Annotated in this window: 19 protein-coding genes and 1 pseudogene; 13 read left to right on the top strand and 7 right to left on the bottom strand. The window is 38.7% G+C overall.

Annotated elements, in window-relative coordinates:
• Window positions 1-104 precede the first annotated feature (104 nt).
• From FH971_RS16815 to narQ, 3 genes are all read right to left on the bottom strand, one after another.
• Window positions 105-920, bottom strand: coding sequence for a molybdate ABC transporter substrate-binding protein (locus FH971_RS16815; RefSeq protein WP_240778381.1), 816 nt, complete (start codon window positions 918-920; stop codon window positions 105-107).
• Between the two features lie 467 nt (window positions 921-1387).
• Window positions 1388-2017 (bottom strand): response regulator, encoded by a 630-nt coding sequence (locus FH971_RS16810; protein ID WP_137225609.1) that lies wholly within the window; start codon window positions 2015-2017, stop codon window positions 1388-1390.
• Entirely contained in the window at window positions 2010-3725 is a 1716-nt protein-coding gene (narQ, locus tag FH971_RS16805) for a nitrate/nitrite two-component system sensor histidine kinase NarQ (protein ID WP_140235092.1), read from the bottom strand. The genes FH971_RS16810 and narQ overlap by 8 nt, the downstream gene beginning before the upstream one ends.
• A gap of 282 nt (window positions 3726-4007) precedes the next feature.
• Between narQ and nrfA the strand changes: the two genes are divergently transcribed.
• The 5 genes and pseudogenes from nrfA (at window position 4008) to FH971_RS16775 (ending at window position 9374) form a co-directional block, all read left to right on the top strand.
• On the top strand, window positions 4008-5399 hold the full coding sequence (gene nrfA / locus FH971_RS16800) for an ammonia-forming nitrite reductase cytochrome c552 subunit (protein ID WP_206194431.1): 1392 nt from the start codon (window positions 4008-4010) through the stop codon (window positions 5397-5399).
• Between the two features lie 333 nt (window positions 5400-5732).
• On the top strand, window positions 5733-6071 hold the full coding sequence (locus tag FH971_RS16795) for a P-II family nitrogen regulator (protein ID WP_137225615.1): 339 nt from the start codon (window positions 5733-5735) through the stop codon (window positions 6069-6071).
• Between the two features lie 9 nt (window positions 6072-6080).
• Window positions 6081-7331: an ammonium transporter gene (locus FH971_RS16790; protein WP_137225617.1), complete on the top strand. Its 1251-nt coding sequence runs from the start codon at window positions 6081-6083 to the stop codon at window positions 7329-7331.
• Window positions 7332-7416: 85 nt separating this feature from the next.
• Complete coding sequence (locus FH971_RS16785; RefSeq protein WP_140235090.1) at window positions 7417-7770, top strand: hypothetical protein; 354 nt, start codon at window positions 7417-7419, stop codon at window positions 7768-7770.
• A gap of 492 nt (window positions 7771-8262) precedes the next feature.
• Window positions 8263-9374 (top strand): annotated as a pseudogene (locus FH971_RS16775) (tetratricopeptide repeat protein).
• Here FH971_RS16775 and FH971_RS16770 read toward each other — a convergent pair.
• On the bottom strand, window positions 9371-10216 hold the full coding sequence (locus tag FH971_RS16770; protein ID WP_240778377.1) for a substrate-binding periplasmic protein: 846 nt from the start codon (window positions 10214-10216) through the stop codon (window positions 9371-9373). The pseudogene FH971_RS16775 and the gene FH971_RS16770 overlap by 4 nt on opposite strands.
• A gap of 413 nt (window positions 10217-10629) precedes the next feature.
• On the opposite strand from FH971_RS16770, the gene aroG reads away from it, so the two are divergent.
• Complete coding sequence (aroG, locus tag FH971_RS16765; RefSeq protein WP_137225625.1) at window positions 10630-11685, top strand: 3-deoxy-7-phosphoheptulonate synthase AroG; 1056 nt, start codon at window positions 10630-10632, stop codon at window positions 11683-11685.
• Window positions 11686-11728: 43 nt separating this feature from the next.
• Here the strand turns inward: aroG and FH971_RS16760 are convergent, their stop codons facing one another.
• Window positions 11729-11905 carry a hypothetical protein gene (locus FH971_RS16760; protein WP_137225627.1) on the bottom strand — a complete coding sequence of 59 codons (177 nt, stop codon included), beginning with the start codon at window positions 11903-11905 and terminating at the stop codon, window positions 11729-11731.
• A 347-nt stretch (window positions 11906-12252) separates the two neighbouring features.
• Here FH971_RS16760 and FH971_RS16755 point away from each other — a divergent pair, with 347 nt between their 5' ends.
• Both FH971_RS16755 and FH971_RS16750 read left to right on the top strand, forming a co-directional pair.
• The gene (locus tag FH971_RS16755) at window positions 12253-14040 is read left to right on the top strand and encodes an ABCB family ABC transporter ATP-binding protein/permease (RefSeq protein ID WP_137225629.1); all 1788 of its coding nucleotides are present in this window, start codon (window positions 12253-12255) and stop codon (window positions 14038-14040) included.
• 363 nt (window positions 14041-14403) lie between these two features.
• Complete coding sequence (locus FH971_RS16750; protein WP_175405873.1) at window positions 14404-14652, top strand: hypothetical protein; 249 nt, start codon at window positions 14404-14406, stop codon at window positions 14650-14652.
• 214 nt (window positions 14653-14866) lie between these two features.
• On the opposite strand, the gene FH971_RS16745 is transcribed toward FH971_RS16750, so the two are convergent.
• Both FH971_RS16745 and FH971_RS16740 read right to left on the bottom strand, forming a co-directional pair.
• On the bottom strand, window positions 14867-15061 hold the full coding sequence (locus tag FH971_RS16745) for a hypothetical protein (RefSeq protein ID WP_420853436.1): 195 nt from the start codon (window positions 15059-15061) through the stop codon (window positions 14867-14869).
• Between the two features lie 142 nt (window positions 15062-15203).
• On the bottom strand, window positions 15204-16691 hold the full coding sequence (locus FH971_RS16740) for an FMN-binding glutamate synthase family protein (RefSeq protein ID WP_140235088.1): 1488 nt from the start codon (window positions 16689-16691) through the stop codon (window positions 15204-15206).
• A gap of 273 nt (window positions 16692-16964) precedes the next feature.
• On the opposite strand from FH971_RS16740, the gene FH971_RS16735 reads away from it, so the two are divergent.
• From FH971_RS16735 to FH971_RS16715, 5 genes are all read left to right on the top strand, one after another.
• A complete protein-coding gene (locus FH971_RS16735; protein WP_140235087.1) occupies window positions 16965-17594 on the top strand; it encodes a DUF5610 domain-containing protein in 630 nt (209 codons plus the stop codon).
• A gap of 44 nt (window positions 17595-17638) precedes the next feature.
• A complete protein-coding gene (locus FH971_RS16730; protein WP_140235086.1) occupies window positions 17639-18388 on the top strand; it encodes a ferredoxin--NADP reductase in 750 nt (249 codons plus the stop codon).
• Between the two features lie 217 nt (window positions 18389-18605).
• Window positions 18606-19613 (top strand): extracellular solute-binding protein, encoded by a 1008-nt coding sequence (locus FH971_RS16725; RefSeq protein WP_140235085.1) that lies wholly within the window; start codon window positions 18606-18608, stop codon window positions 19611-19613.
• A gap of 93 nt (window positions 19614-19706) precedes the next feature.
• Complete coding sequence (locus FH971_RS16720; RefSeq protein ID WP_140235084.1) at window positions 19707-21338, top strand: ABC transporter permease; 1632 nt, start codon at window positions 19707-19709, stop codon at window positions 21336-21338.
• 2 nt (window positions 21339-21340) lie between these two features.
• A complete protein-coding gene (locus FH971_RS16715; RefSeq protein ID WP_140235083.1) occupies window positions 21341-22372 on the top strand; it encodes an ABC transporter ATP-binding protein in 1032 nt (343 codons plus the stop codon).
• Window positions 22373-22576: the final 204 nt, after the last annotated feature.

Raw genomic sequence — 22576 nt, 5'->3', positions numbered from 1 at the left:
GATCATTTGTGTTATTAGCTAAGTACTTACTCTAATGTATTTTGACAGCTACCGACTGAAAATCGGTAACTGTCTTGTCATTTCAAACCTGATTTCAATACGTCTTAGAGCTTAGGAATGGCGTTGGCTTCAAAACCATATTTTTTCAGAATTCTTTGTCCCTCAGGTGAGAGAATATACATGGCAAATTGCCATGCTTTATTTTGTGCCCCCTCTTTAACTACCAAGCCATAATCTGCTCCCACTGAAAGTGATTCAGGTATGGTGATTATGTTGAGGTATTTAACCTGGTTTTTTGCCAATACAGCATTGGTGCAATAAGTTAGAAAAATATCTGCCTTTTTTTCACTCATCACCCAACCATATTGATTTAACCCTTCAGGTGCTTTTTCACTTTGTTCACCACCAGTAAGCTGCAAAGCTTTAGTTGAAAGAGCCGAGAAGCTTCCTTTTTGTATTGTTTCTGCTTTGTGGAAAAGTTCCCAAGCATAATCACCACTTGGATCAGCTTTAGGCGTTGAAGTACCAACGCGGATTTGTTTATCCATTAATGTAGAAAGCAGGTTATCTGGAGTCACTTTTACATTCGGTTGCGCTAGCGCACAAAGCTGATTTCGGGCAAATAACACCACTGGACTTCCCCATCCCTCCGTAGCCAGTTTTTCAGGGTGTTTCATATTTGCAGAAGCAAAAACATCAGGTTGTTCACCGTCTTCAATTGCTTTTCTTAACAGTCCGCTAGGCGCATATTTTGTGCTGACTTCTGTTTTATAGGCTTGAGTATAAGATGATGCTACATCATTTAATGCCGTCTTTAAGCTACCAGCAGCATAGAGTGTTAAAGAGTCAGCAGATGCCGACATTGGGATTAAAAAGGCAATGAGTGCAGAGCATAAAGATAAGGTTTGTTTGATTTTCAAAATAATATCCTTTTAAATGAGGTACGGGACAGACTCTATTTATTTTGTAAAAATGTTTATTTCGCAAAATAATAATGTCTGAATACTGATAATTAGGTGACATCCGGTCACAAATGAATGGTCAATGAAGAATAGAATAAAGGTAAGTTATTTAAAACACATCATATTTTTCATGAGCTTAGGGATGGATAGTCTATTTAGTGATCATTGTCGCAATTTTGGAGGGATCGCATAAATGCGATATTGAGTATTTAGCTTTTAAGCTTCAACTCTGGTAGAGGTAGGGTTTATAACTGAAATGATTCAATGGCATCGTAATAGGTAAGATGTTCACCTCTACAGAATTAGATACATTTTATTGCGACTGAATGAAACAGCTCCCAATTAAGGGAGCATTATTTATTAACGGATCATTATTTATTGAGATATCGTAAAGTATTTGATTATCTACTTACTTTGATTGTTACCTATTGATTTAAATATCTGACCGCCATTTCGGTACGTGATTTTGCATCTGCTTTGCGAAGTAAATTCTTCACATGAACTTTGACAGTACCTTCACTGATGTGTAAATCTTCAGAGATCATTCTATTACTTTTACCTTCAGCAAGTTCTTGTAATATCTGTAATTCTCGAGGCGTTAAACTCTCTATCCAGCTGTTATCGTCGACAGTGTTTTTTAGCTCATACAGATAAGCTTCTACTTCATCACTAATGACCCTATGACCTAACATGGCTTTTTTGAGCTGTGCGAGTAATAAGTCTGGCTCAGTATCTTTGAGTAAATAACCATCTGCACCAGCGCGTAATAAACGCATTACATCTTGTTTTGCATCAGATACGGTCAGTATTACAATTCTCGCGGTAACACCTTCTTGGCGCATAGCGTTGAGGGTATCAAGACCCGACATACCTTTCATGTTTAAATCGAGCAAAATAATATCGGGTTCGTTTTCGGCGACAGATGTCAGTGCCTCTAACCCTGTGCCTGTTTCACCAAATAAAGTGAAATCGCTATCAGAGGTGATCAATTGGCAAATGCCACGACGCAGTAAAGGATGATCATCGACAACAAGTACGGAATACGGCTTACCCATTTAAAGGCTCCTGTTGAGGTGGAAAACTCAGTGTGACAGTTGTACCGCCATTCTGATTACTATTGAATGATACAACACCATTTAATTTGTTGGCCCGTTCATGCATGATACCAATACCAAAGTGTTGGTCCCGTTCGGCTAAGTGTGACACGCCAATACCATCATCACAAATTGAAATGGTAATCATACCATTTTCAGTCAGCTGACAATCTACCACTATATGGGCAGGTTTTGCGTGTTTTATTGCATTTAATGTCGCTTCTCTAACCAATTGCAATATGTGAATATGTTGTTTTGCTTCAAGTAAATGGGGTGAAAGCTTGTAATTGAGTTGGATATCAATATTAGTTTGATGACGTAACTGGTCTAGCATAACTTCGATAGCTTGGCCTAAATTGGGTTCTTTAATGGTCAATCTAAACGTTGATAACAGTTCGCGTAGTTGTACATAAGCGATACTGACACCCTCATTGATCCCTAATAATTGCTCTTCAACTTCTGGACTGCGACAACTGTTATCAAGACTCTTACTTAACAAGCTGACTTGGATTTTTAAAAAGGATAATAGTTGCCCAATAGAGTCATGTAATTCTCTAGCGATCACCGAACGTTCTTCTAATAGTGCCAGTTGTTGGCGTTGTTCTGTTGCATTGTGGATGGTTATAGAGCGAGTTAGCATCATAGAAAAGTTTTTAAAAAGAATATTATTCAGAGGTTTATTTGATATTACATCTAAATAACCCAGTTGTGTTTGCTCTATCAATAATGGGAAATGTACAGATTCAGATAAGTTATCGGTTGGCCAACCACCTTCTGCGTTAATTATATCTTTAGTGCCATCATCATGTTCAATGACTAATCTCAGATAGGTTAAGTTTTCATAATATTTAAGTTGATTAATTGCGGACTGGAGTGCTTTATAGTCTAGTTTATCGGCATGTAACATGATTAAATTATCGTACAAAAAATTCAGTTCGTTATTGGCTCGGGTTAATGCCAAGGTTTTTTCGTTGACTTGGTCTTCTAAATCTTCATACAAACTGGCTAACTCAGCGGCCGTTTTCTGTAATGCATTTCCAAGCGCGGTTAGCTCTATATAACCCGTTTTAGGCATTTCGACTTTGAAATTGCCTTTAGATATTTTGGCTGCACTGTCCATCAATAACTGTAATGGTTTAACAACACGTTTGCGTGTAAACACCACAGCAAAGAAAGCGATAACCAGTAAAATAGATAACCCGATAATCTGCCCAATGACCAATAGCTTTAGTTTTAAGGCAGCAAATAGTTCCATCTTTAATACTAAGGTATCAATGGTGTCGACAAAGCCAGTTAACGATTTAGAATACTCTTGTGTATTCCCTTCTTCTATATAGGATTTCATCACTTTCCACTTGTCGATAACTAACAAGTATTGGTCACTTAGTTCCTTGGGGCTATACCAAGCGAGAGAACGGGTAAGGGCTTCAGAGCTGAGTGTGTTTTCAAATTCAATTATTTTTTTATTGGGATTATTTCCACCTACATTGGTATACAGCAATAGCCTATAACTTTGCATCCGCAGTGACCCAGAGGCGTTGATCCCTTTGGCATCCCCTAAACTGAAGCTTAAATTAACAATAGAAAATACCGCTAAGCTTGATGATAATAAAATCAAAATGATCATTAAACTGAAAATGGTGGAGGTAAGGCTGCCACGAGTAAACATAAGGTCCCGTTATTATATCAATGAGTGCTTAAAGGTAAGTCGAAAGTACTGTTTCGTATACTATCCAATAGTGTGTTCTATATTAGGTATTAGTTGATAACATTAACAATTGTATCAAACTGTGAGCTACATCTTGTTTACATGTTGATCTAGCGCAAACTTTTGTAGCTATACCTAATAAGGGGTATATTTAAAGCAGGATTAAATCGCTAAATTTGATCTTGGAGATGTCGTGATTATTAAATTAAATATAATGTAACACGGAGATAAAGGGTGATGAAGATGAATGTAAAATCAATTGCACTGAGTGCGGTGATTGCAGCCGGATTTATGGCTGCAGGCGCTATGGCGAGTGATAAAACCGAACCTCGTAATGAGGTTTATAAAGATAAATTTTCAAAGCAATATGACAGCTGGCATGCTACTGATGAAAGCAAAGACGTTGTTGATATGTTAGAAAAAGTACCTAGTTTAGTCGTGTTATGGGCAGGTTACGGTTTTGCTAAAGATTACAATGCACCACGTGGTCATATGTATGCAATTACTGACGTAACTAACTCATTACGTACTGGCGCGCCAAAAAATGCTGCAGATGGTCCAATGCCAATGGCATGTTGGAGCTGTAAAAGCCCTGATGTACCTCGCATGATTGAAGAACAAGGTGAAGATGGCTATTTCAGTGGTAAATGGGCTAAAGGCGGTCCAGAAATTGTCAATGTACTTGGTTGTGGCGATTGTCATGAAAAAGGTTCATCAAAATTACGTATATCACGTCCGTATGTTGACCGTGCAATGGATACGTTAAATACACCATTTGATAAAGCTTCTCGTAAAGATAAGCAATCAATGGTGTGTGGTCAGTGTCACGTTGAATACTATTTCGAGAAAACTGAAGACCGTAAAGGTTTTGTTAAGTTCCCTTGGGATATGGGTACCACCGTTGAACAAATGGAAACATATTACGACAGCATGGAGTTCTCAGATTGGACTCATGCAGTGTCTAAAACTCCAATGTTAAAAGCACAACATCCTGGTTATGAAACTTGGAAAATGGGTACTCACGGTCAAAACAATGTAAGTTGTGTTGATTGTCATATGCCTAAAGTGACTAATGACAAAGGCCGCAAATTTACAGATCATAAAGTGGGTAATCCATTTGATCGCTTTGAAGAAACATGTGCAACTTGTCACACTCAAAGCAAAGAGTTTATGCTTAAACAAGTTAATGATGGTAAAGCTAGAGTTCAAGAATTAAAGTCGCGTGCTGAAGCTCAGTTAGTTAAAGCTCACTTTGAAGCGAAAGCTGCTTGGGATGCTGGTGCCACTGAAGCTGAAATGAAGCCAATCTTAATGGATATTCGTCATTCACAATGGCGTTGGGATTATGCGACTGCATCTCATGGCGCATCAACTCATGCTCCAGCTGAAATATTACGCATTTTAGGTACTGCAGTGGATAAAGCTGCTGATGCTCGTGTAAAACTAGCTCAGTTATTAGGTGCTAAAGGTGTTAAGCAACCTATTGCATTCCCTGACACTTCTACTAAAGCAAAAGCGCAAGCAGCATTAGGCATGGACATGAAAACCATGAATGCTGAAAAAGCTGAGTTTAAGAAAACACTGGTTCCTCAGTGGAAAGAAGAAGCTAAAAAGCGTGAAGCGACTTACAAATAAGTTGTACTTAGCATAAGCGCTCTCCTCAGGTGTCAACCTGAAATAATCCAACAAACAGCCCTCATTTGAGGGCTGTTTTTTTATGTGCTTTATATCTAAATCCTCAACAAGAGGGTATTACAAAGTGGTTTCATAGGTGGGATTATTGTTGCACCAAAACAATGCGACGGTGATCTTATACGCACTTGATTGGTGCCTTTATATTAATGGATAAAAGATAAAATAAAATAAAATCTATATATAACAACTTGTTGGAAAAGTGGCCTGATGATTGAATTAACTCGTTACAACAAATAAATAACAACTAATTTTTTCACACTTTTGGAGGTCGAGATGAAACTCGTCAGCGCTATCATCAAGCCATTTAAATTGGATGATGTCCGTGAAGCTATTGCAGGCATGGGCATTGAAGGTATGACTGTTACTGAGGTCAAAGGATTTGGACGTCAGAAAGGTCACACAGAACTTTATCGTGGGGCAGAGTATCAAGTGGACTTTCTACCAAAAGTAAAATTAGAAATTGCCACAAAATCTGAAAACTTAGACATGCTTATTGAAGCGATTACCAGTGCCGCTCATACCGGTAAAATTGGTGATGGCAAGATATTTGTTACTAGTTTAGAACAGGTTATCCGTATCCGTACGGGTGAACTTGATAACGAAGCATTATAGGAGGCTGGTATGGAAGAGTTAACTCAATTAGGCCTGACGGTAACTGAATTACGTTTCGCATTAGATACGTTTTATTTCTTGATTTCTGGCGCGTTAGTCATGTGGATGGCTGCTGGTTTTGCCATGCTGGAAGCTGGATTAGTCCGCTCAAAAAACACCACTGAAATTTTAACTAAAAATGTGTGTTTATACTCAATTGCGTGTGTCATGTTTTTATTAGTCGGTTACAACATTATGTATGTCGACAATGTTGAAGGTGGATTTATTCCTTCTTTTGGTTCGTTAATCGGTGGTCAAGCTGATGGTGCAGATCATGCGCTCGAATCAGACTTTTTCTTCCAAGTAGTATTTGTTGCTACAGCGATGTCGATTGTATCAGGTGCTGTTGCTGAACGAATGAGATTATGGTCTTTCCTTGTTTTTTCAGTGGTAATGACGGCAGTGATTTATCCTGTTGAAGGCTACTGGACATGGGGTGGTGGATTCCTTTCTGCTGCAGGCTTTGTAGATTTTGCTGGTAGTGGCATTGTGCATATGGCCGGTGCAGCAGCTGCAATCTCTGGCGTATTGCTTCTTGGAGCTCGTAAAGGTAAATATGGTGAAAACGGTCAAATTCATCCTATTCCAGGTTCTAATTTACCGATGGCAACCTTAGGTATGTTCATTTTATGGATGGGTTGGTTTGGCTTTAACGGTGGTTCGCAATTGTTAGTGTCAGATGCTGAAAATGCGAGTGCAGTGGCTAAAATCTTTGTAAACACAAACTCTGCTGCAGCATTTGGTGCCATCTCAGCACTTATTGTATGTAAAGTGGTATGGGGCAAAGCTGATTTGACCATGATTTTAAACGGGGCATTGGCTGGATTGGTCGCCATTACAGCTGACCCATTATCACCTTCATTGTTAATGGCTGGTGTGATTGGTTTAGTTGCTGGTGCCGTGGTTATCTTCTCTGTCATTGCATTTGACCGAGTTAAAATAGATGACCCAGTAGGCGCTATTTCGGTACACGGTGTTGCAGGTTTCCTTGGATTGATGTTGGTTCCACTATCGAATGCAGATGCTAGTTTTGGTAGTCAACTATATGGTGCAGCAGTTATCTTTATTTGGGTATTCACTGCATCGTTATTAGTATGGTTTGTATTAAAAATGACCATGGGTATCCGTGTAACAGAAGAAGAAGAGTACAATGGTATGGATGCTTCTGACTGTGGTGTAGAGGCTTACCCTGAGTTTTCTAGTGGTAATAATGCCGGTTAATTTTTAACTTCATTAACTGAGTCAGTATTAAACAGAACCTTCGGGTTCTGTTTTTTTTGGAGATTATTCGTAAATTGGGGGCGATATGAGTTTCTTTAGTACATTTTGTTTGCTTGGTTCAATTGTTGCTATTACTTCTTCTTTTAGTCCTATTGTTGCAGCGGGCACTGTTGTAGTGCGTAAATCATCTGAACCATTTGATGCTTTTGCTGTGCGTGATGAAGTGTTACAGCTACATGAGTGGCAAACGCTACTGCGCCAACAACAGCAATTAACTATTTTACGGTCATTACCAATTGGGTGTATTTCTGTCAATACAGCTTATCTTTATTATCACTGTGGACAGTTAAATTATCGTCCTTATCAATATCATGGCCAGCAGCTTTTCATTCAAATTGATCTACCTCATGACGAAGAATCCCCCTCGAAAATAGAGTAATACTTTAGGGCCTGTTGATCTTTCAAGGTTGTTTTTGCAGCGAATTGTTGGTCATTACTCACATTTATAACTGCGCGGCAGAGACTTTGTGGTGTAGTTATTCTACATAAAAAGTCGATAACGCAGTAAAAATGACCAACAAACGCTGCCCGAAGGGTTCGGCTAAAAACGTTTTACTCTTTGTTGAGCGATTCTTTGCTAAGCGAGTGGTGTTTAGATTGCTAGGCAGCAATCCGCTCGCCTCGATTAAAACGTTTTTATCTCGAACAAAATTTAACCTGCAAAGATCAACAGACCCTAATGAAAGCTTATTTTTTTATCTAAGTTTATTGGCTGAAAGATAGGCTATTGACTAAGCTTTTAGATAGCTTATTCCTATCTGAGGGTTGAATTATGCTGCTTTGTCACCCATTAAAGCGCTCCTGTGAGACATTAAGTCTTAGCGATAATAGACATAAACCTAATGTTTGTTTCTTCATTCTATTGAGTTTAATGTGCTTCCTTTGCGCTTGCCAGTCAAGCCCATCTCAGTCCAAAAATGTTAACGTTAATTCACTTTTTTATGATGATTATTTTGTACCTGTATTAACGATATTTATCGTTTACCCGACTCCTTTGTAGCGAATTTTAAGCGTCAGTTTCAGTCTGATAATTCCATCCGCAGCAAAAATACCTTAGCTAATGAATGGTTAGCCCAATATGTTGGTGCCCAAGATGGTGGTTTTGAATATCGCGATCATTATACTCGTACAGCGAGTGAAACAGTGCTGGATCGTCAAGGAAATTGTATGTCTCTGGTGGTCTTATCGGCTTCATTAGCTGATGTGCTAAATGTACCTGTTGAATTGTATGATATTGATGTTGAACCTTTTTGGGATCGCCGCGGTGGTTTTTATTTAGTTAACGGACACGTTAATTTAAGCTTATTGCCGCCAGAAGATTCTCATACTGTATTGTTCAGGGGAACGGAGGTTTTAATTGACTTTTTGCCCGAACGTTCAGTACGGGCCTACCGAAAAAAACGAGTTAATAAGCGCCAATTAAGTGCCATGTATTACAACAACGTTGCAGCAGAAGCCTTAGTCCGAGCCGATTATGACACCGCATATGCGTTGGTAAAAAAGTCCATAATCTTAGATCCGCAGCTTGTTGCTGCCATCAATACCCTCGCGGTGATCTATCGTCATAAAGGCTTTGATGATGAAGCCGAACAAGTTTATCGAGCAGCCTTACAAGTTAATTCGCAAGACCTATCAACGTTATATAATTTAGCTCTCATTTTAGGCGAGCAAGACCGTTTAGTTGAGTGGGCCGAGATTCATAAAGTACTTGAACTTGCTCGAATTAATAATCCTTTTTATTATTTTGATATGGCGCAACAAGCCTATTTTGATAGCCAATATCAAAATGCACTTATATGGTATAAACGAGCTGTTGCGAAAGCCGATTATCGCCATGAATTCTATTTTGGCTTGTCGAGAGCTTATTGGGCAACGGGTGATGAACGACTTGCAGAGAAAAGCCTTAAACGCGCATTGGCATTAAGTGATACTAGCAACAAACAACGCTATCAAAGTAAATTACAAGCAATGAGACGGAATTAATCCATCTGAGGTTGATAATTATTTTGTTTAGCTAGATCAAGTATTTCTTGATAGCGATATGATTGTTTAAGTGCCGTAATGGCACTATTAACTTGATTAGCTATTATTTGATCATGACAGGCAATTTTTCGCTCTGCGGGGTCAAAAAGTGCGGCTTCGGTTACGCGGATACTGGTGTCTAATTTTTGTCTGAGCAAATGGCGATAATATTCAAATATTCGTCTTTCTAAAACGATTACTTGTACATAACCATTAAATAACATCACTACTTGGCTTTTCTGATTTGATATTTCACTATAAAGCGGATTAGCATCTTCTAAGATTTTAAACTCATCGCCTAAGTATTGTTTTGAGTTCTGAAACCCTAAAATAGACAAACCATTAAGATCATCAATTTGTTCTATCTCGAGGTTATTTCTTGATAAATAGAACAAACTATTTTGATATTCAATCAAGCTTTGTGTATAAAATAATCCTTCAACATTATCAGGAGTATTGATCATACAATCTATTTTTTTTGTTTTTACTAGACGTTGAGAACGTAAATTGGGCGCATGTATAATTTCTTTTATTTCAATACTTTGAGTGTTAAGCGCAGCTTTCAATAGGTCGTATTGTACACCAGTGTTTGTATCGGAAAAGAAGTAAGGTGCAATGCTATTACTGGTTGAAAAGCTAATGCTATTAATGGTCGATACTAATGTTTTATTGTCATTCTGCGCGTGTAAATCGATTAATTCGTGTGTATCTTTGATGGGAATAATGGGATTAGCTAACGCAGATGGACAAACACCAATTAAAGAGCTGAATGCAATGAGTAAACTTTTGATGCTGTTTTTCAATGGTTTCCTCCTCTGAATTATCTGCTACATATAAAGTGGAACATCGTCCTTGTATTGCGTTTTAATCATTTTTGTTGTTTTAAGCAAAGCACATTACTTTCCTAATAATGTTTTACTTGTAAAATCAATCTCCTGCTAATAACTAGATTCATTTAACAATCATTTTGTATTGAAGGCCTATAGTTTCGTCCTCAATTGCTTGCTATTAACCACTTTGAACTAATATCTCTATAGTCTTTGTTATCGGCACAGATGAATAATTCTTGATTGATTTGTAGGTAAATACTGGTTAAATTGATAGTTGATGTTCATTTTCTCGATGTTTTTAATCATTTTTTTAATGAATTGTATTATCTGAATTTATCTTTTCTGAATAAGGTAAATAAAACGTTTTGGCTGGAGTTACAACTACTATGCATTACCAAAATGACGATATTCGTATCGATGAAATAAAACAATTACTTCCACCGATTGCGATTCTAGAACGATTTCCGGCAACCGAGAGTGCATCTACAACAGTTTTCAATGCACGTAATAGTATTCATAATATATTAGCGCGCGAAGATGATCGTTTATTGGTGGTAATTGGTCCTTGTTCTATCCACGATCCTGTAGCAGCCTTAGAATATGGTCAACGCTTGGTTAAGCTGCGTGAGCAGTATAAAGACCAGCTTGAAATTGTGATGCGGGTGTATTTTGAGAAGCCAAGAACAACTGTGGGCTGGAAAGGTCTAATTAATGACCCATATATGGACAATAGTTATCAACTCAATGACGGTTTGCGTACTGCTCGAAAATTGTTAGTCGATTTGAATGATTCTGGAATACCCACTGCTGGTGAATTTTTAGATATGATCACACCTCAATATGTCGCCGATATGATGTGTTGGGGAGCTATTGGCGCTCGTACTACCGAGTCGCAAGTGCATAGAGAGTTATCATCAGGACTTTCATGTCCGGTAGGCTTTAAAAATGGTACCGACGGCACGATTAAAGTAGCCATTGATGCTATCGGCGCTGCTAATGCGCCACATCACTTTTTATCGGTGACTAAGTTTGGTCATTCGGCAATTGTATCGACTAAAGGGAATCCTGATTGCCATATTATTTTGCGTGGCGGACGGGCACCCAATTATAGTGCTGAACATGTAGCTGATATCACTAAGCAGCTTACTGAATCGGGCTTGACTGATAATATTATGATTGATTTTAGTCATGCTAATAGCAGTAAAGATTATAAAAAGCAGATGATGGTTGCTGATGATGTTGCCGGTCAAATAGCTCAAGGTAATCAGGCTATATTTGGCGTCATGGTAGAAAGTCATTTAGTCGAAGGACGCCAAGATTTAATTGAAAATAGTGCGTTGTGTTATGGACAGAGTGTCACCGATGCTTGTATAGGCTGGGATGACACAGAGTCTCTTTTAGCAACACTAAATCAAAGTGTAGTCGACCGTCGTAAAGTATAGTACTTGCTTGGTAATATTTAAAAAATAAGGCGCAATTTGCGTCTTATTTTTTTGCATATTCAAATAGATATTCATTGGCTTTGGCTAAACTACCAAAGGCCGATATCAGGTTATCTCGACCTTTATCTTGCAGTTCAGGATTATTTGATTCAATCATCATCCATACCCATGTTTGTATTAATTGTAATGGTGGGTATTGAGCTTTCGAGCTATCTAACATAAAACATCCTTCAAACTAGTAAATCGTTGTTTGTTTCTCATCAAGCGGCGATTCTCTGCATTCAAAGAATATCAAATTATGCTTATAGAAATAACTCTATTTAGATTAATAAAGTAAAAATAACAAAAAAAACTCAAACAGTAGTATTTTAGTTTACTACACTTTCGTAAATTGTAAGTCTAAAGTGCTGTTTTCTGGCGTCTACCCCATACACTATGATTAAAATCAGTTTGTATTTATTCAATAGTAATGTGACATAAGTCTGATAAGGAAATGGCGTATAATAAGACAATTAAAGTTAGAGCGTCATAGACTGCCTATAACGGCGGTAATTAATTGGAGTATAGATGAGACCTTCTGCGTATTTTGAAGGCCCGGTAGGGAAACTAAATTGGCATGTATTGCGATTACTATGGCCATATTTATTAGAGTTTAAAGGACGTGTGTTTTTGGCAATGGTTTGTTTGATTATTGCTAAAATTGCCAGTGTAGGACTTCCATTTATCTTAAAAGATTTGGTTGATTCTCTTGATAAACAATCTGCTACACAGCTTGTTGCTGTCCCCATAGGATTAGTATTGGCCTATGGGGCGGTGCGTTTGTTGAATGTCATTATTGGTGAAGTACGTGATACCTTATTTGGTAGGGTTACTGAGCGTGCTATTCGTCGCCTTGGGCGGGCTGTTTTTGAACATTTACATCGACTCGATCTTGATTTTCATTTAGATCGCCGTACTGGCGGTTTATCTAGAGATATTGAACGAGGTACTAGTGGCGTGAGTTTTTTAATGCGCTTCATGGTGTTTAATATAGTGCCGACATTACTGGAAATCGCTTTAGTTATTGGTATTTTCTTTTATAACTATGGGGTGATTTTTGCGTTAATTACGTTATTTTCTGTTATAGCATATATTGGTTATTCTATTATCGCGACGGAGTGGCGTACGGGTTATGTACGTGATGCAGCCAGAGCGGATTCGCTGGCGAATACGCGATCCGTTGATAGTCTATTAAATTATGAAACTGTAAAGTATTTTAATAATGAACAATTTGAATCACAACGATATGACGAAGCTCTAGAACAATGGGAAGTTGCGAAACGAAAAAATCGCTTATCATTATTTGCGCTAAATGGTGGCCAAGCAGTCATTATTGCTGTGGCTATGACCGCGATGATGGCTCTTGCAGCATATGAAGTGAGTCAAGGTTCAATGACGATTGGTGACTTCGTATTAATTAATGCATTTATGATGCAGTTGTTTATGCCACTTAATTTTTTAGGTTTTGTGTATCGAGAGATCCGTGGTGCATTAGCCAATATTGAGCGTATGTTTGATATTTTAGGCAAACAACCTCAAGTGTTAGACCAAGTTGGTGCAATTGAGAAAAGCCCAACTATTGGAGCGATAAAATTCACAGATGTAAGCTTTCAATATGATCAACGAATTATTCTAAATAGTGTTAATTTTGAAGTGCCAGCAGGGAAAAAAATTGCTGTTGTAGGTGACAGTGGTGCAGGTAAATCAACTATTATTAAGTTGCTATTTCGCTTTTATGATGTTGACCATGGAGCTATCACTATTGATGGTATTGATGTTCGTGACTTTAGTCAGCAGGCCTTGCGAAGAGCTATCGCTATAGTGCCACAAGATACCGTGTTATTTAACAATTCCATTTATGAAAATATTCGATATGGTCGTCCAGAAGCCACTGAAGAAGAGGTTTTTGCTGCAGCTAAATTAGCGCATTTGAGTGATTTTATTGAGTCTTTACCTGATAAAGGTAATACCAAAGTGGGTGAGCGGGGATTAAAACTTTCTGGTGGTGAAAAACAACGTGTTGCTATCGCTCGAGCGGTATTAAAAGGGGCACCTATTTTAGTATTTGATGAAGCAACATCGTCGTTAGACTCACGTTCTGAGCAAGCGATTTTAAACGCATTACGGGATGCAGCTAAAGGGCTTACAAGCTTAGTTGTTGCTCATCGTTTATCGACCATTATTGATGCTGACCAAATAGTAGTATTGAGTAAAGGTAAGATTGTCGAGCATGGTACACATAGTAGTTTGTTAGCTCAACAAGGTCTTTATGCCCGGCTTTGGCATATTCAAAATGAAAAAAGGCTTAGTGAGTAACTATAATTTATAATTCGACAAGTGAATCTTGGGATGCTGTTGCGTACCATACGGTTGTTGGTATTTATCATTAGCTATCACTTGACCATAAGGTTGCGTAGTTATAATACAGGCTGTTAACACCAACATGTTAAGTAGGAATAGTCTATCTCGATTATAGTAAAAGAGCTTGTTAATTGAACTGCTTATACTGCTAAATTGTATAGAAACTGTCTTGTTACATTTATTACGAACAAATTTTTTGACGATGATGATCAACGCAGTTAATCTATAGTTGTGCTTGCGGGTTATTTTTATGAGATAGCTCTATTTATCAACTAATTGGATCTTATGAAGGGACTAAATCGTGTCAGGAGGTAACTTGTGCATAATATTTCGTTAATTGCGGCGCTAGAAGGCACCCGACATCAAGTGACTACTGATTGGCATGCTATTATGGCCATGCTAAAAACACGTAATATGTCTGATGATGCAATTAAAATCGTATATAACGATTTGTGTGCAGGTTTAAGAGTAACAACTCGAGGTGTTACTTTAGCTAAGGCAATCAGCAGCGAGCTTGATAAGAGCATTATTAAACGAAATGATGACGCACAAGACACACTTTTCTAGTCCAACTCTGTCTATCCAATCAATTTATGCAGGTATGCCGATTTATACTCATAAAGATGCAGATGAATTGATGTCATCAAACCCTTATTAATTCATGATAATAAGTTATTCATCGCTGATATTAGGTTTATTTACCATTTCAAAAATGAGGGAGTTGATTGGGATATAATGAGTGGATACTTAAATGATGGATACTATTGCTAGTTAAGATAGATTATTTTTTCTGCCAAGCAATACACACCATTTTGATCAGTGCAGCTGGAGAAGGATCCAGTGTTAAACGCTTAATTTTGCCTTGTTCAAAACACACTAATTCGCCTTCGATTTCTGTCATTCGATTACAGTTTTTGCAACTTAAACTTAAGCTTTGCGTATTTATGTTTACGGCAGCGGTTTTTATATTCAACACGAAATCCTCTGGATTGGCGCCTATTCAAAATCACACTAAGGCCTTTTAATGTGATCCATATCAACTATATTCTACACCTTATATTAATTTTCGGCAATCTAATGACCCGCTCTAATTTTTTATTGAACGTTCGTCCGTTTTTTTATTGCATGTGGCGATAATGCTTATCTAAGGTTACTGCTACACCAGATGATTCGACTATACGAGCATGGTGGCGAGTTAAATATCTTGGATCTGTAACGCCGCATGAATGTGCGATCATGTTTAAATCGTAATGCAAAAAGTGATTGTAGTTTGCGACTCGTGCTGATTTATCTTTAGGATCTAAACCGTATTGTAGCCGTGTATTGTGAGTTGTGATTCCCGTTGGGCAAGTATCTTTATTGCATTGCAAAGATTGAATACAGCCTAAAGCAAACATATTTCCACGAGCTGAAGCGATAAAGTCAGCACCAGTGGCCAAAGCCCATGCGACATATGATGGCATGATCATTTTACCTGTGGCGATAATTTTAATGCGTTGCTTAAAGCCGCGTTCATTCAATAAGTCAACCAGTAGTGGTAAGCTTTGTCTTAATGGTAATCCTACATTGTCCATTAGGGCTTGTGGTGCAGCGCCGGTACCACCATCAGAACTGTCTAGTGTAAAAAAGTCCGGTGCATGCTCAATGCCGCGACGTTCAATTTCATCCAGGAAATCAGTTACCCAAGACATATCACCCAATACAGCCTTAATGCCTGTTGGTTTTCCGGTGATATCTCTTACTTGATTTATCATATCGACGATGTCAGCAACATTGTGTAGTTCAATATGGCCATTAGGGCTAATTGAGTCTTGTCCGACAGGGATCCCGCGAATGGCTGCAATTTCTTCGGTGACTTTGATGGCGGGTAAAATACCGCCTTTACCGGGTTTCGCACCTTGGCTTAACTTAATTTCAAACATTTTGACTTCTGGATGCGCCGCCATGTCGCTGAGCTTTTGCGGATCTAAATGGCCTTGCTCGTTACGGACACCGTATTTAGCAGTACCTATCTGAAAGACTAAATCACAATGACCTTTAAGGTGATAAGGACTTAATCCACCTTCGCCAGTATTGAGCCAACAACCTGCTTTTGCCGCACCATGAGATAATGCTGTCACCGCTGGGCGAGATAAGGCCCCAAAACTCATTGCTGAAATGTGGCAAATTTTATCGGTAGTGTATGGCTGTTGGCAGTTTGGTCCAATGGTTACCGCTGTGGTGTTATGTTTTTCATGGTCGCTGACAGGAAATGCTGAGTTCATGAACATTACAGCACCCGGTTTATCCAATACTTGAGTTGAACCAAACGCGATAGTACGGTCAACATTTTTTGCTGCACGATAAACCCAACTGCGTTCAGCGCGATTGAAAGGTAGCTCTTCCCTGTCTTGAGCAAAAAAGTATTGTCTAAAAAATTCACCTTGTTTTTCGAATAGATATCTAAAACGACCGATAACAGGGTAGTTGTGGCGAATGGCTTGTTTGGTTTGTAGTTTATCAGCAATAAACATGTAAATTACCGCGATGAGTAATAACCAAAATAACACTAAAAAAAGACCCGAAAAAATATCCATTCCCCACATAAACCAATGTTGTTGCGGCATAATATTGTCCTTAAATAGAATTCGATATTAATGATTTAGTACTAATGATAATGACTGATCAATCCTATTTGCTAGTAATGTTCTCTATATCAAATAGAGAATCACTATATCGTTAAAATTTTGGTCTTGCTATCAAACGATTGTCACACACTACAGTAAAGCTGTAATTTCTTAGCTGTGATCATTTAAATTGTTTATTTGTCATTTGTGACTACAGATATTCATTTGTTGGTCGATAATTAAGCTATCGGTCATTCCAAATGAGATATTATTATGGACATTAAAAATACCACTTCAATAGCGACGAGCAACACAAGGGACAGTAAAGATGTTTCAGTCGGCATTTCGACGTCGTCAAATCAAGCGGCTGAAAATAACAACTCAGCGGTAAATTCATCAACCAAGGTTTCTGCCAATCAACTCAGTCGTCAAATGATGAACAACACGATTCTTGCTGCTCAAGAAGAAGTGAGTATTGCCGCAGGTAACAAGTCTATGGCATTACTTTATCGCGCCGCTATTGAAGCCATTAATGAAGAACTTGCACCAACGTTGGGGGAAGACTCAGTCCAAAAAAGCATTGATAGCGGTGTAGATTATTCGCCAGAGGCAACTGCGGATCGTATTTTGAGCTTTGCAACAAAGTTTTTCTCAATGCATCAACAGCAAAACCAATCTATGGGGCTCGATGAGCAAGTAGACAGTTTTGTGGTAAAAATTGGCGACGCTATTGGTCAAGGCTTTAAAGAAGCCAGTGACATATTGTCTGGTTTAAAAGTATTAGAGGGTGATATAGCCGCAAATGTAGATAAAACGTATGAGCTAATACAGGACGGATTAGCACAATTCAAGCAAGACCATTCAACTAAAGATGAATCACAAAGCGTGACTCAAGCCACTTAGTCTCTTATGATGAAGATTGGCTTTCATTGATAAGGACTGTGATTATGTGGACAACGGGAAAGGTGATTGAACGTATTGATTGGAATGATAAATTATTCTCGTTGCGCATCAAAGCCGATATCGAACCTTTTATCGCTGGTCAGTTTATTAAACTTAGTCAAATGCGTGATGATAAACGTGTTGCCCGCGCCTATTCGCTTGTTAATCCACCCAGTACGGATTATGTAGAAGTACTTGCTGTGGCAGTAGAAGATGGACAGTTATCACCAGATCTCAAAGCATTAAAGCCTGGCGACAATATCGAAGTGTCATCGAAAGCGGCAGGTTTTATGACCTTAGAGGAAGTACCTCACGGTGCATTACAAGGTAAGCACTTATGGTTTTTGGCAACGGGTACCGCAGTTGGTCCTTTTATCTCAATGTTAGCGACAGATGAACCTTGGCAGCGCTTTGAAAAAGTCGTACTTGTTTATGGTGTAAGGCTAGCAGAAGATTTAGCCTATTTAGAGACAATAAAGCAATTTGTTAAGAAATATCCTCAACAGTTCGTGTTTATTCCGATTGTCACCCGAGAAGATTATCCCGATGGTTTATCGTGTCGTATTCCTGATGGCATTAGCAGTGGGCTTATTGAGCAAAAGGCCGGGTTAGAAATTAATGCTGAGCACTCTCAGATGATGATTTGTGGTAATCCAGGAATGATCACAGATGCTCAAACGGCCTTGATTGATAAAGGATTGGCTAAAAACCTTCGACGGGCTCCAGGGCAAATTACAGTAGAAAAATACTGGTAACATATTAATTAATATTAATTTAATCGCTATTCTTCTCATCTGTCACTATGACGGATAATATATTTGTGTCATTTTTAACCTAGCTGATATCCAGCGTGATATAGAAACAACACTTGCTCCTTTTGATTTGATCACTTATCCTGTTGCAATTGATAACCATTATCAATATCAATTGGGTTTTGTTGACTAAATTGTTTTAATTAGGGAGCGTTAATTAATGAAATTGTTAAAAAGTGTCGCATTTTTAGGTTTAGCGAGTGTGACTTCTTCAGTCTATGCTGCTGATGCATTAACGGTTTATTCTTATCGTCAGGCTTTTCTTATTGAGCCAATTTTAGAGAAGTTTACTGCACAGAGTGGTGTCGACGTTAATGTGGTATTTGCTAAAGACGGTATCGCAGAACGTATGGTGCGTGAAGGTCGCTTATCTCCTGCTGATGTAGTACTGACATCTGACTTCTCCCGTTTAATGGAGTTGGTTGATAAAGATCTTGTATCTCCAGTTGAAAGTAGCGTCATCGACGACAATATTCCAGCCCAATATCGTTCACAACACGATGATTGGTATGCGCTGACAATGCGGGTACGTAATGTGTATTCTTCTAAAGAACGCAGCGGTAAAATTGATATTGATTATGAAGATTTAGCCTCACCAGAATACAAAGGCAAGATTTGTACTCGCAGCGGTAAACACCCTTACAATATCGCATTAGTGGCGTCGATGATTGCCCATGATGGTGAAGCGAAAACCAAAGCATGGTTAGAAGGCGTTAAAGCCAATCTAGCGCGTAAGCCACAAGGTAACGATCGTGATCAAGTGTTAGCTGTTAAAGAAGGTATGTGTGATGTTGCCATTGGTAATAGCTACTACTTTGGCAAAATGCTGATGGATAAAAACCAAAAAAGTTGGGCAGAAGCTGTTGAAATTAATTTCCCAAATCAGCAAAATCGTGGTGCTCATGTTAATGTTTCAGGTATGGCATTAGCAAAATATGCACCGCATAAAGGCAATGCCATTAAGTTAATGGAGTTTCTCACTTCGGATGTGGCGCAAAAAATGTACGCTGAAGTCAATATGGAATATCCGATTAAAGCTGATGTTGCACCGTCTGAATTAGTTGCTTCATGGGGCGAATTTAAAGCAGACAGTTTACCTATTTATAAGTTGGCTGAATATCATCAAGCCGCTGTTAAGTTGCTTGATGAAACGAAGTTCGACCTTTAACTAAACCTCGAACGCTCACTCAAGTTGGTTTAAATATTACTAGCGCACTATTATATTATTCATTTAGTGCGCTGAATTAACTCGGTATTTTTTATGATTTTAGGCTTAACCAGAAGCTGGTCGCTTGCTGGTTATTTTATTGCGGCGATTTTAACATTGCCACTGGTTGCCTTAATTGTGCAAGCCACTCTTCCTGATCAAGCTGTATTTAGCCATTTGTTTAATACAGTACTGCCGACATACATCGCTAATAGTTTATTACTGATGTTACTGGTAGGACTGGGAACTTTAGTGATAGCGACGCCAGCGGCTTGGTTGGTTGCTCGCTGTGATTTTCCATTTCGTCGTTATTTTCAATGGTTATTACTTCTCCCATTAGCTATGCCAGCCTATATTGTTGCCTATGTTTATACCGATATGTTGGATTATGCAGGACCAGTGCAACGTACATTAAGAGCTTGGTTTGAATGGCAATCTCCTCATGATTATTATTTCCCTTCGATACGGAGTCTTGGTGGTGCAGCGATAATATTGTCGTTAGTGTTATTTCCTTATATCTATTTATTAGCTAGAACCGCTTTTATGGAGCAGTCTTCCAGTTTGTTATATGCATCTCGTGTTATGGGTTGTAGCCCGTGGCGAAGTTTTTGGCGCCTAGCATTACCAATGGCCAGACCCGCGTTAGCTGTCGGTGTTGCACTCGTGGCAATGGAAACCGCAGCAGACTTTGCCACTGTAAGCTATTTCGCTGTACCGACATTAACTACTGCTGTGTATGATACTTGGCTCGGGTATGGCAGTTTAACTGCGGCGGCAAAGCTTTCGGCAATTATGCTGCTAGTGGTCTTTTCTATGATTGGGGTTGAACGTTTTGCCCGTCGTAAACAACAATTATTTCAAAAACAATCTTCTCTTAATGAAGCCGATAGATATGTGTTATCACCAAAAACGGCTTGGGTCGCATTAGGCTATTGTGCTGTGTTGTTGTTTACAGCCTTTTTATTACCTTTCATTGTGTTGTGTGGATATGCTATCGATTATTTCAATGAAAGTTGGGATGTACGATTTTGGCAATATAGCCTAAATAGTTTATACATTGCCGCAATTGTCAGTGCTGTGTGCGTGGTTCTCTCACTGATATTGATGTTTGTTCGCCGGGTTAGTCCACGTAAAAGTGACCATCTTCCGTCTAGATTAAGTTGTACAGGTTACGCTTTACCGGGCACTGTTTTAGCTATTGGCGTTTTGGTGCCACTGACCTTTATCGATTTTGCGATTAACGATGTTTACGACTGGTTTGGCGTTCGAGGGCCTGGTTTATTATTAACAGGAAGCGTGTTTGCGCTGATTTTTGCTTTTTGTGTCCGATTTATTGCCATATCCATTGGCAGTTTAGAAAACAGTTATAAACGTATTTCGCCTTCTTTAGACATGGCTTGTATTACGCTAGGGCGAACACCTAATCAACTATTATGGCGAGTGCATTTACCTTTATTGCGTAAGGGGATTTTTGCTGGCGCATTGTTGGTATTTATCGAAAGTATGAAAGAATTACCCGCTGCATTATTATTGCGTCCCATAGGATTTGAAAACTTAGCCACTTATGTTTTTCAGTTTGTATCAGATGAAAGGCTTGAACATGGCGCATTGGCCGCTATTGTGATTGTGTTGGTTGGGCTTGTTCCCCTGATTTATCTAAATCGCTCATTAGAGCAACAAGGCTAATTATGTCAACGTTAACTATTGAAAATGTCTGCAGTGATTATCAAGGCCAAGTTGTATTGCGCCATTTAAATCTTATATTAGAACAGGGTGAAATCGTTGCACTATTGGGTCCTAGTGGTTGTGGTAAAACAACGCTATTGCGTGCGATAGCAGGCTTACAAGCCATTAGTGAAGGTTGTATTAGGATCAATGGTCAAGTTTTGAGTGGTGATGGTGTGTTCGTTGCGAGTGAGCAGCGTGGTGTAGGCATGATTTTTCAAGACTATGCTCTATTTCCCCATTTAACTGTGGCTGAAAATATATTATTTGGCGTTAACGAACTCAATCGTGCGGAGCGGTTAACTCGATTAGAAGAAATGCTTGAGCTGGTTAAATTAACGGGATTGTCATCTCGTTATCCTCATGAATTATCTGGCGGGCAACAACAGCGAGTATCGATTGCGCGTGCATTAGCTTATCAACCGAAATTATTATTACTCGACGAGCCTTTTTCTAATATTGATGCACAAGTTCGTAACGATATGATGTTGGAAATTCGTGCCATATTGAAGCAACGTAATGTGAGTGCGGTGTTTGTTACCCACAGTAAAGACGAAGCATTTGTGTTTGCCGATAAACTGGCTTTGTTTAAAAAAGGCGCCATTATACAGCATGGTAAAGCCGAAACCCTATACTCTGCGCCGACAGATCGCTATGTAGCCGACTTTTTAGGTTCGGGAAATTATTTACCGATTACGGTCACTTCCAATTATCAAGTACAGTATTCTTTAGGATACCTAAACAGTACAGAAGTGTTGTCTCTGCCTATTGGTAGCCAAGGACATTTATTACTGCGACCACAGCAAATTGAATTACATTCCAATATCGAGGGTAATGGTTGTATTGTCCAAAGGCATTTTCTTGGCACTGTATGTCATTATCAAGTTCAAATTGGCGATGATGTTTTGGATATAAACAGTCAATCAACAATATTAATGCCTGGTCAACGGGTGAATGTTGTTATTGCCGCGCATCCTCTGGTGATTTTTAATTAACGCTCAACAGTCTGTATCATTTAATCTCTATTTGATGAATGTGACTGATGATCAATCTCTTATCTAAACTTATTTAAGTAAAATGTGACTTACAAATAAGCTAAATGTGAATACACTTAAAGAAATTTACATTTGATTAAGATAAGCTACTGATTAATGAAATTGATCAGAGGTGCTATTCGTTTTTTAATAGCATCCAGTATT

It is taken from the genome of Shewanella polaris (genome assembly GCF_006385555.1).
In the GTDB taxonomy this organism is placed as follows: Bacteria; Pseudomonadota; Gammaproteobacteria; order Enterobacterales; family Shewanellaceae; genus Shewanella; species Shewanella polaris.
Note: the sequence above shows the minus strand (reverse complement) of the source record. Positions and strands in the feature narration are given on the sequence as shown.

Excerpts from the sequence above, each read along its gene's own strand:
- FH971_RS16720 (WP_140235084.1), top strand. The coding sequence starts at position 19,707 with ATGATTTTAGGCTTAACCAGAAGCTGGTCGCTTGCTGGTTATTTTATT.
- FH971_RS16795 (WP_137225615.1), top strand. The coding sequence starts at position 5,733 with ATGAAACTCGTCAGCGCTATCATCAAGCCATTTAAATTGGATGATGTC.
- narQ (WP_140235092.1), bottom strand. The coding sequence starts at position 3,725 with ATGTTTACTCGTGGCAGCCTTACCTCCACCATTTTCAGTTTAATGATC.
- FH971_RS16730 (WP_140235086.1), top strand. The coding sequence starts at position 17,639 with ATGTGGACAACGGGAAAGGTGATTGAACGTATTGATTGGAATGATAAA.
- FH971_RS16760 (WP_137225627.1), bottom strand. The coding sequence starts at position 11,905 with ATGTTAGATAGCTCGAAAGCTCAATACCCACCATTACAATTAATACAA.
- nrfA (WP_206194431.1), top strand. The coding sequence starts at position 4,008 with ATGAATGTAAAATCAATTGCACTGAGTGCGGTGATTGCAGCCGGATTT.
- aroG (WP_137225625.1), top strand. The coding sequence starts at position 10,630 with ATGCATTACCAAAATGACGATATTCGTATCGATGAAATAAAACAATTA.
- FH971_RS16740 (WP_140235088.1), bottom strand. The coding sequence starts at position 16,691 with ATGCCGCAACAACATTGGTTTATGTGGGGAATGGATATTTTTTCGGGT.
- FH971_RS16810 (WP_137225609.1), bottom strand. The coding sequence starts at position 2,017 with ATGGGTAAGCCGTATTCCGTACTTGTTGTCGATGATCATCCTTTACTG.
- FH971_RS16790 (WP_137225617.1), top strand. The coding sequence starts at position 6,081 with ATGGAAGAGTTAACTCAATTAGGCCTGACGGTAACTGAATTACGTTTC.
- FH971_RS16725 (WP_140235085.1), top strand. The coding sequence starts at position 18,606 with ATGAAATTGTTAAAAAGTGTCGCATTTTTAGGTTTAGCGAGTGTGACT.
- FH971_RS16755 (WP_137225629.1), top strand. The coding sequence starts at position 12,253 with ATGAGACCTTCTGCGTATTTTGAAGGCCCGGTAGGGAAACTAAATTGG.
- FH971_RS16715 (WP_140235083.1), top strand. The coding sequence starts at position 21,341 with ATGTCAACGTTAACTATTGAAAATGTCTGCAGTGATTATCAAGGCCAA.
- FH971_RS16785 (WP_140235090.1), top strand. The coding sequence starts at position 7,417 with ATGAGTTTCTTTAGTACATTTTGTTTGCTTGGTTCAATTGTTGCTATT.
- FH971_RS16735 (WP_140235087.1), top strand. The coding sequence starts at position 16,965 with ATGGACATTAAAAATACCACTTCAATAGCGACGAGCAACACAAGGGAC.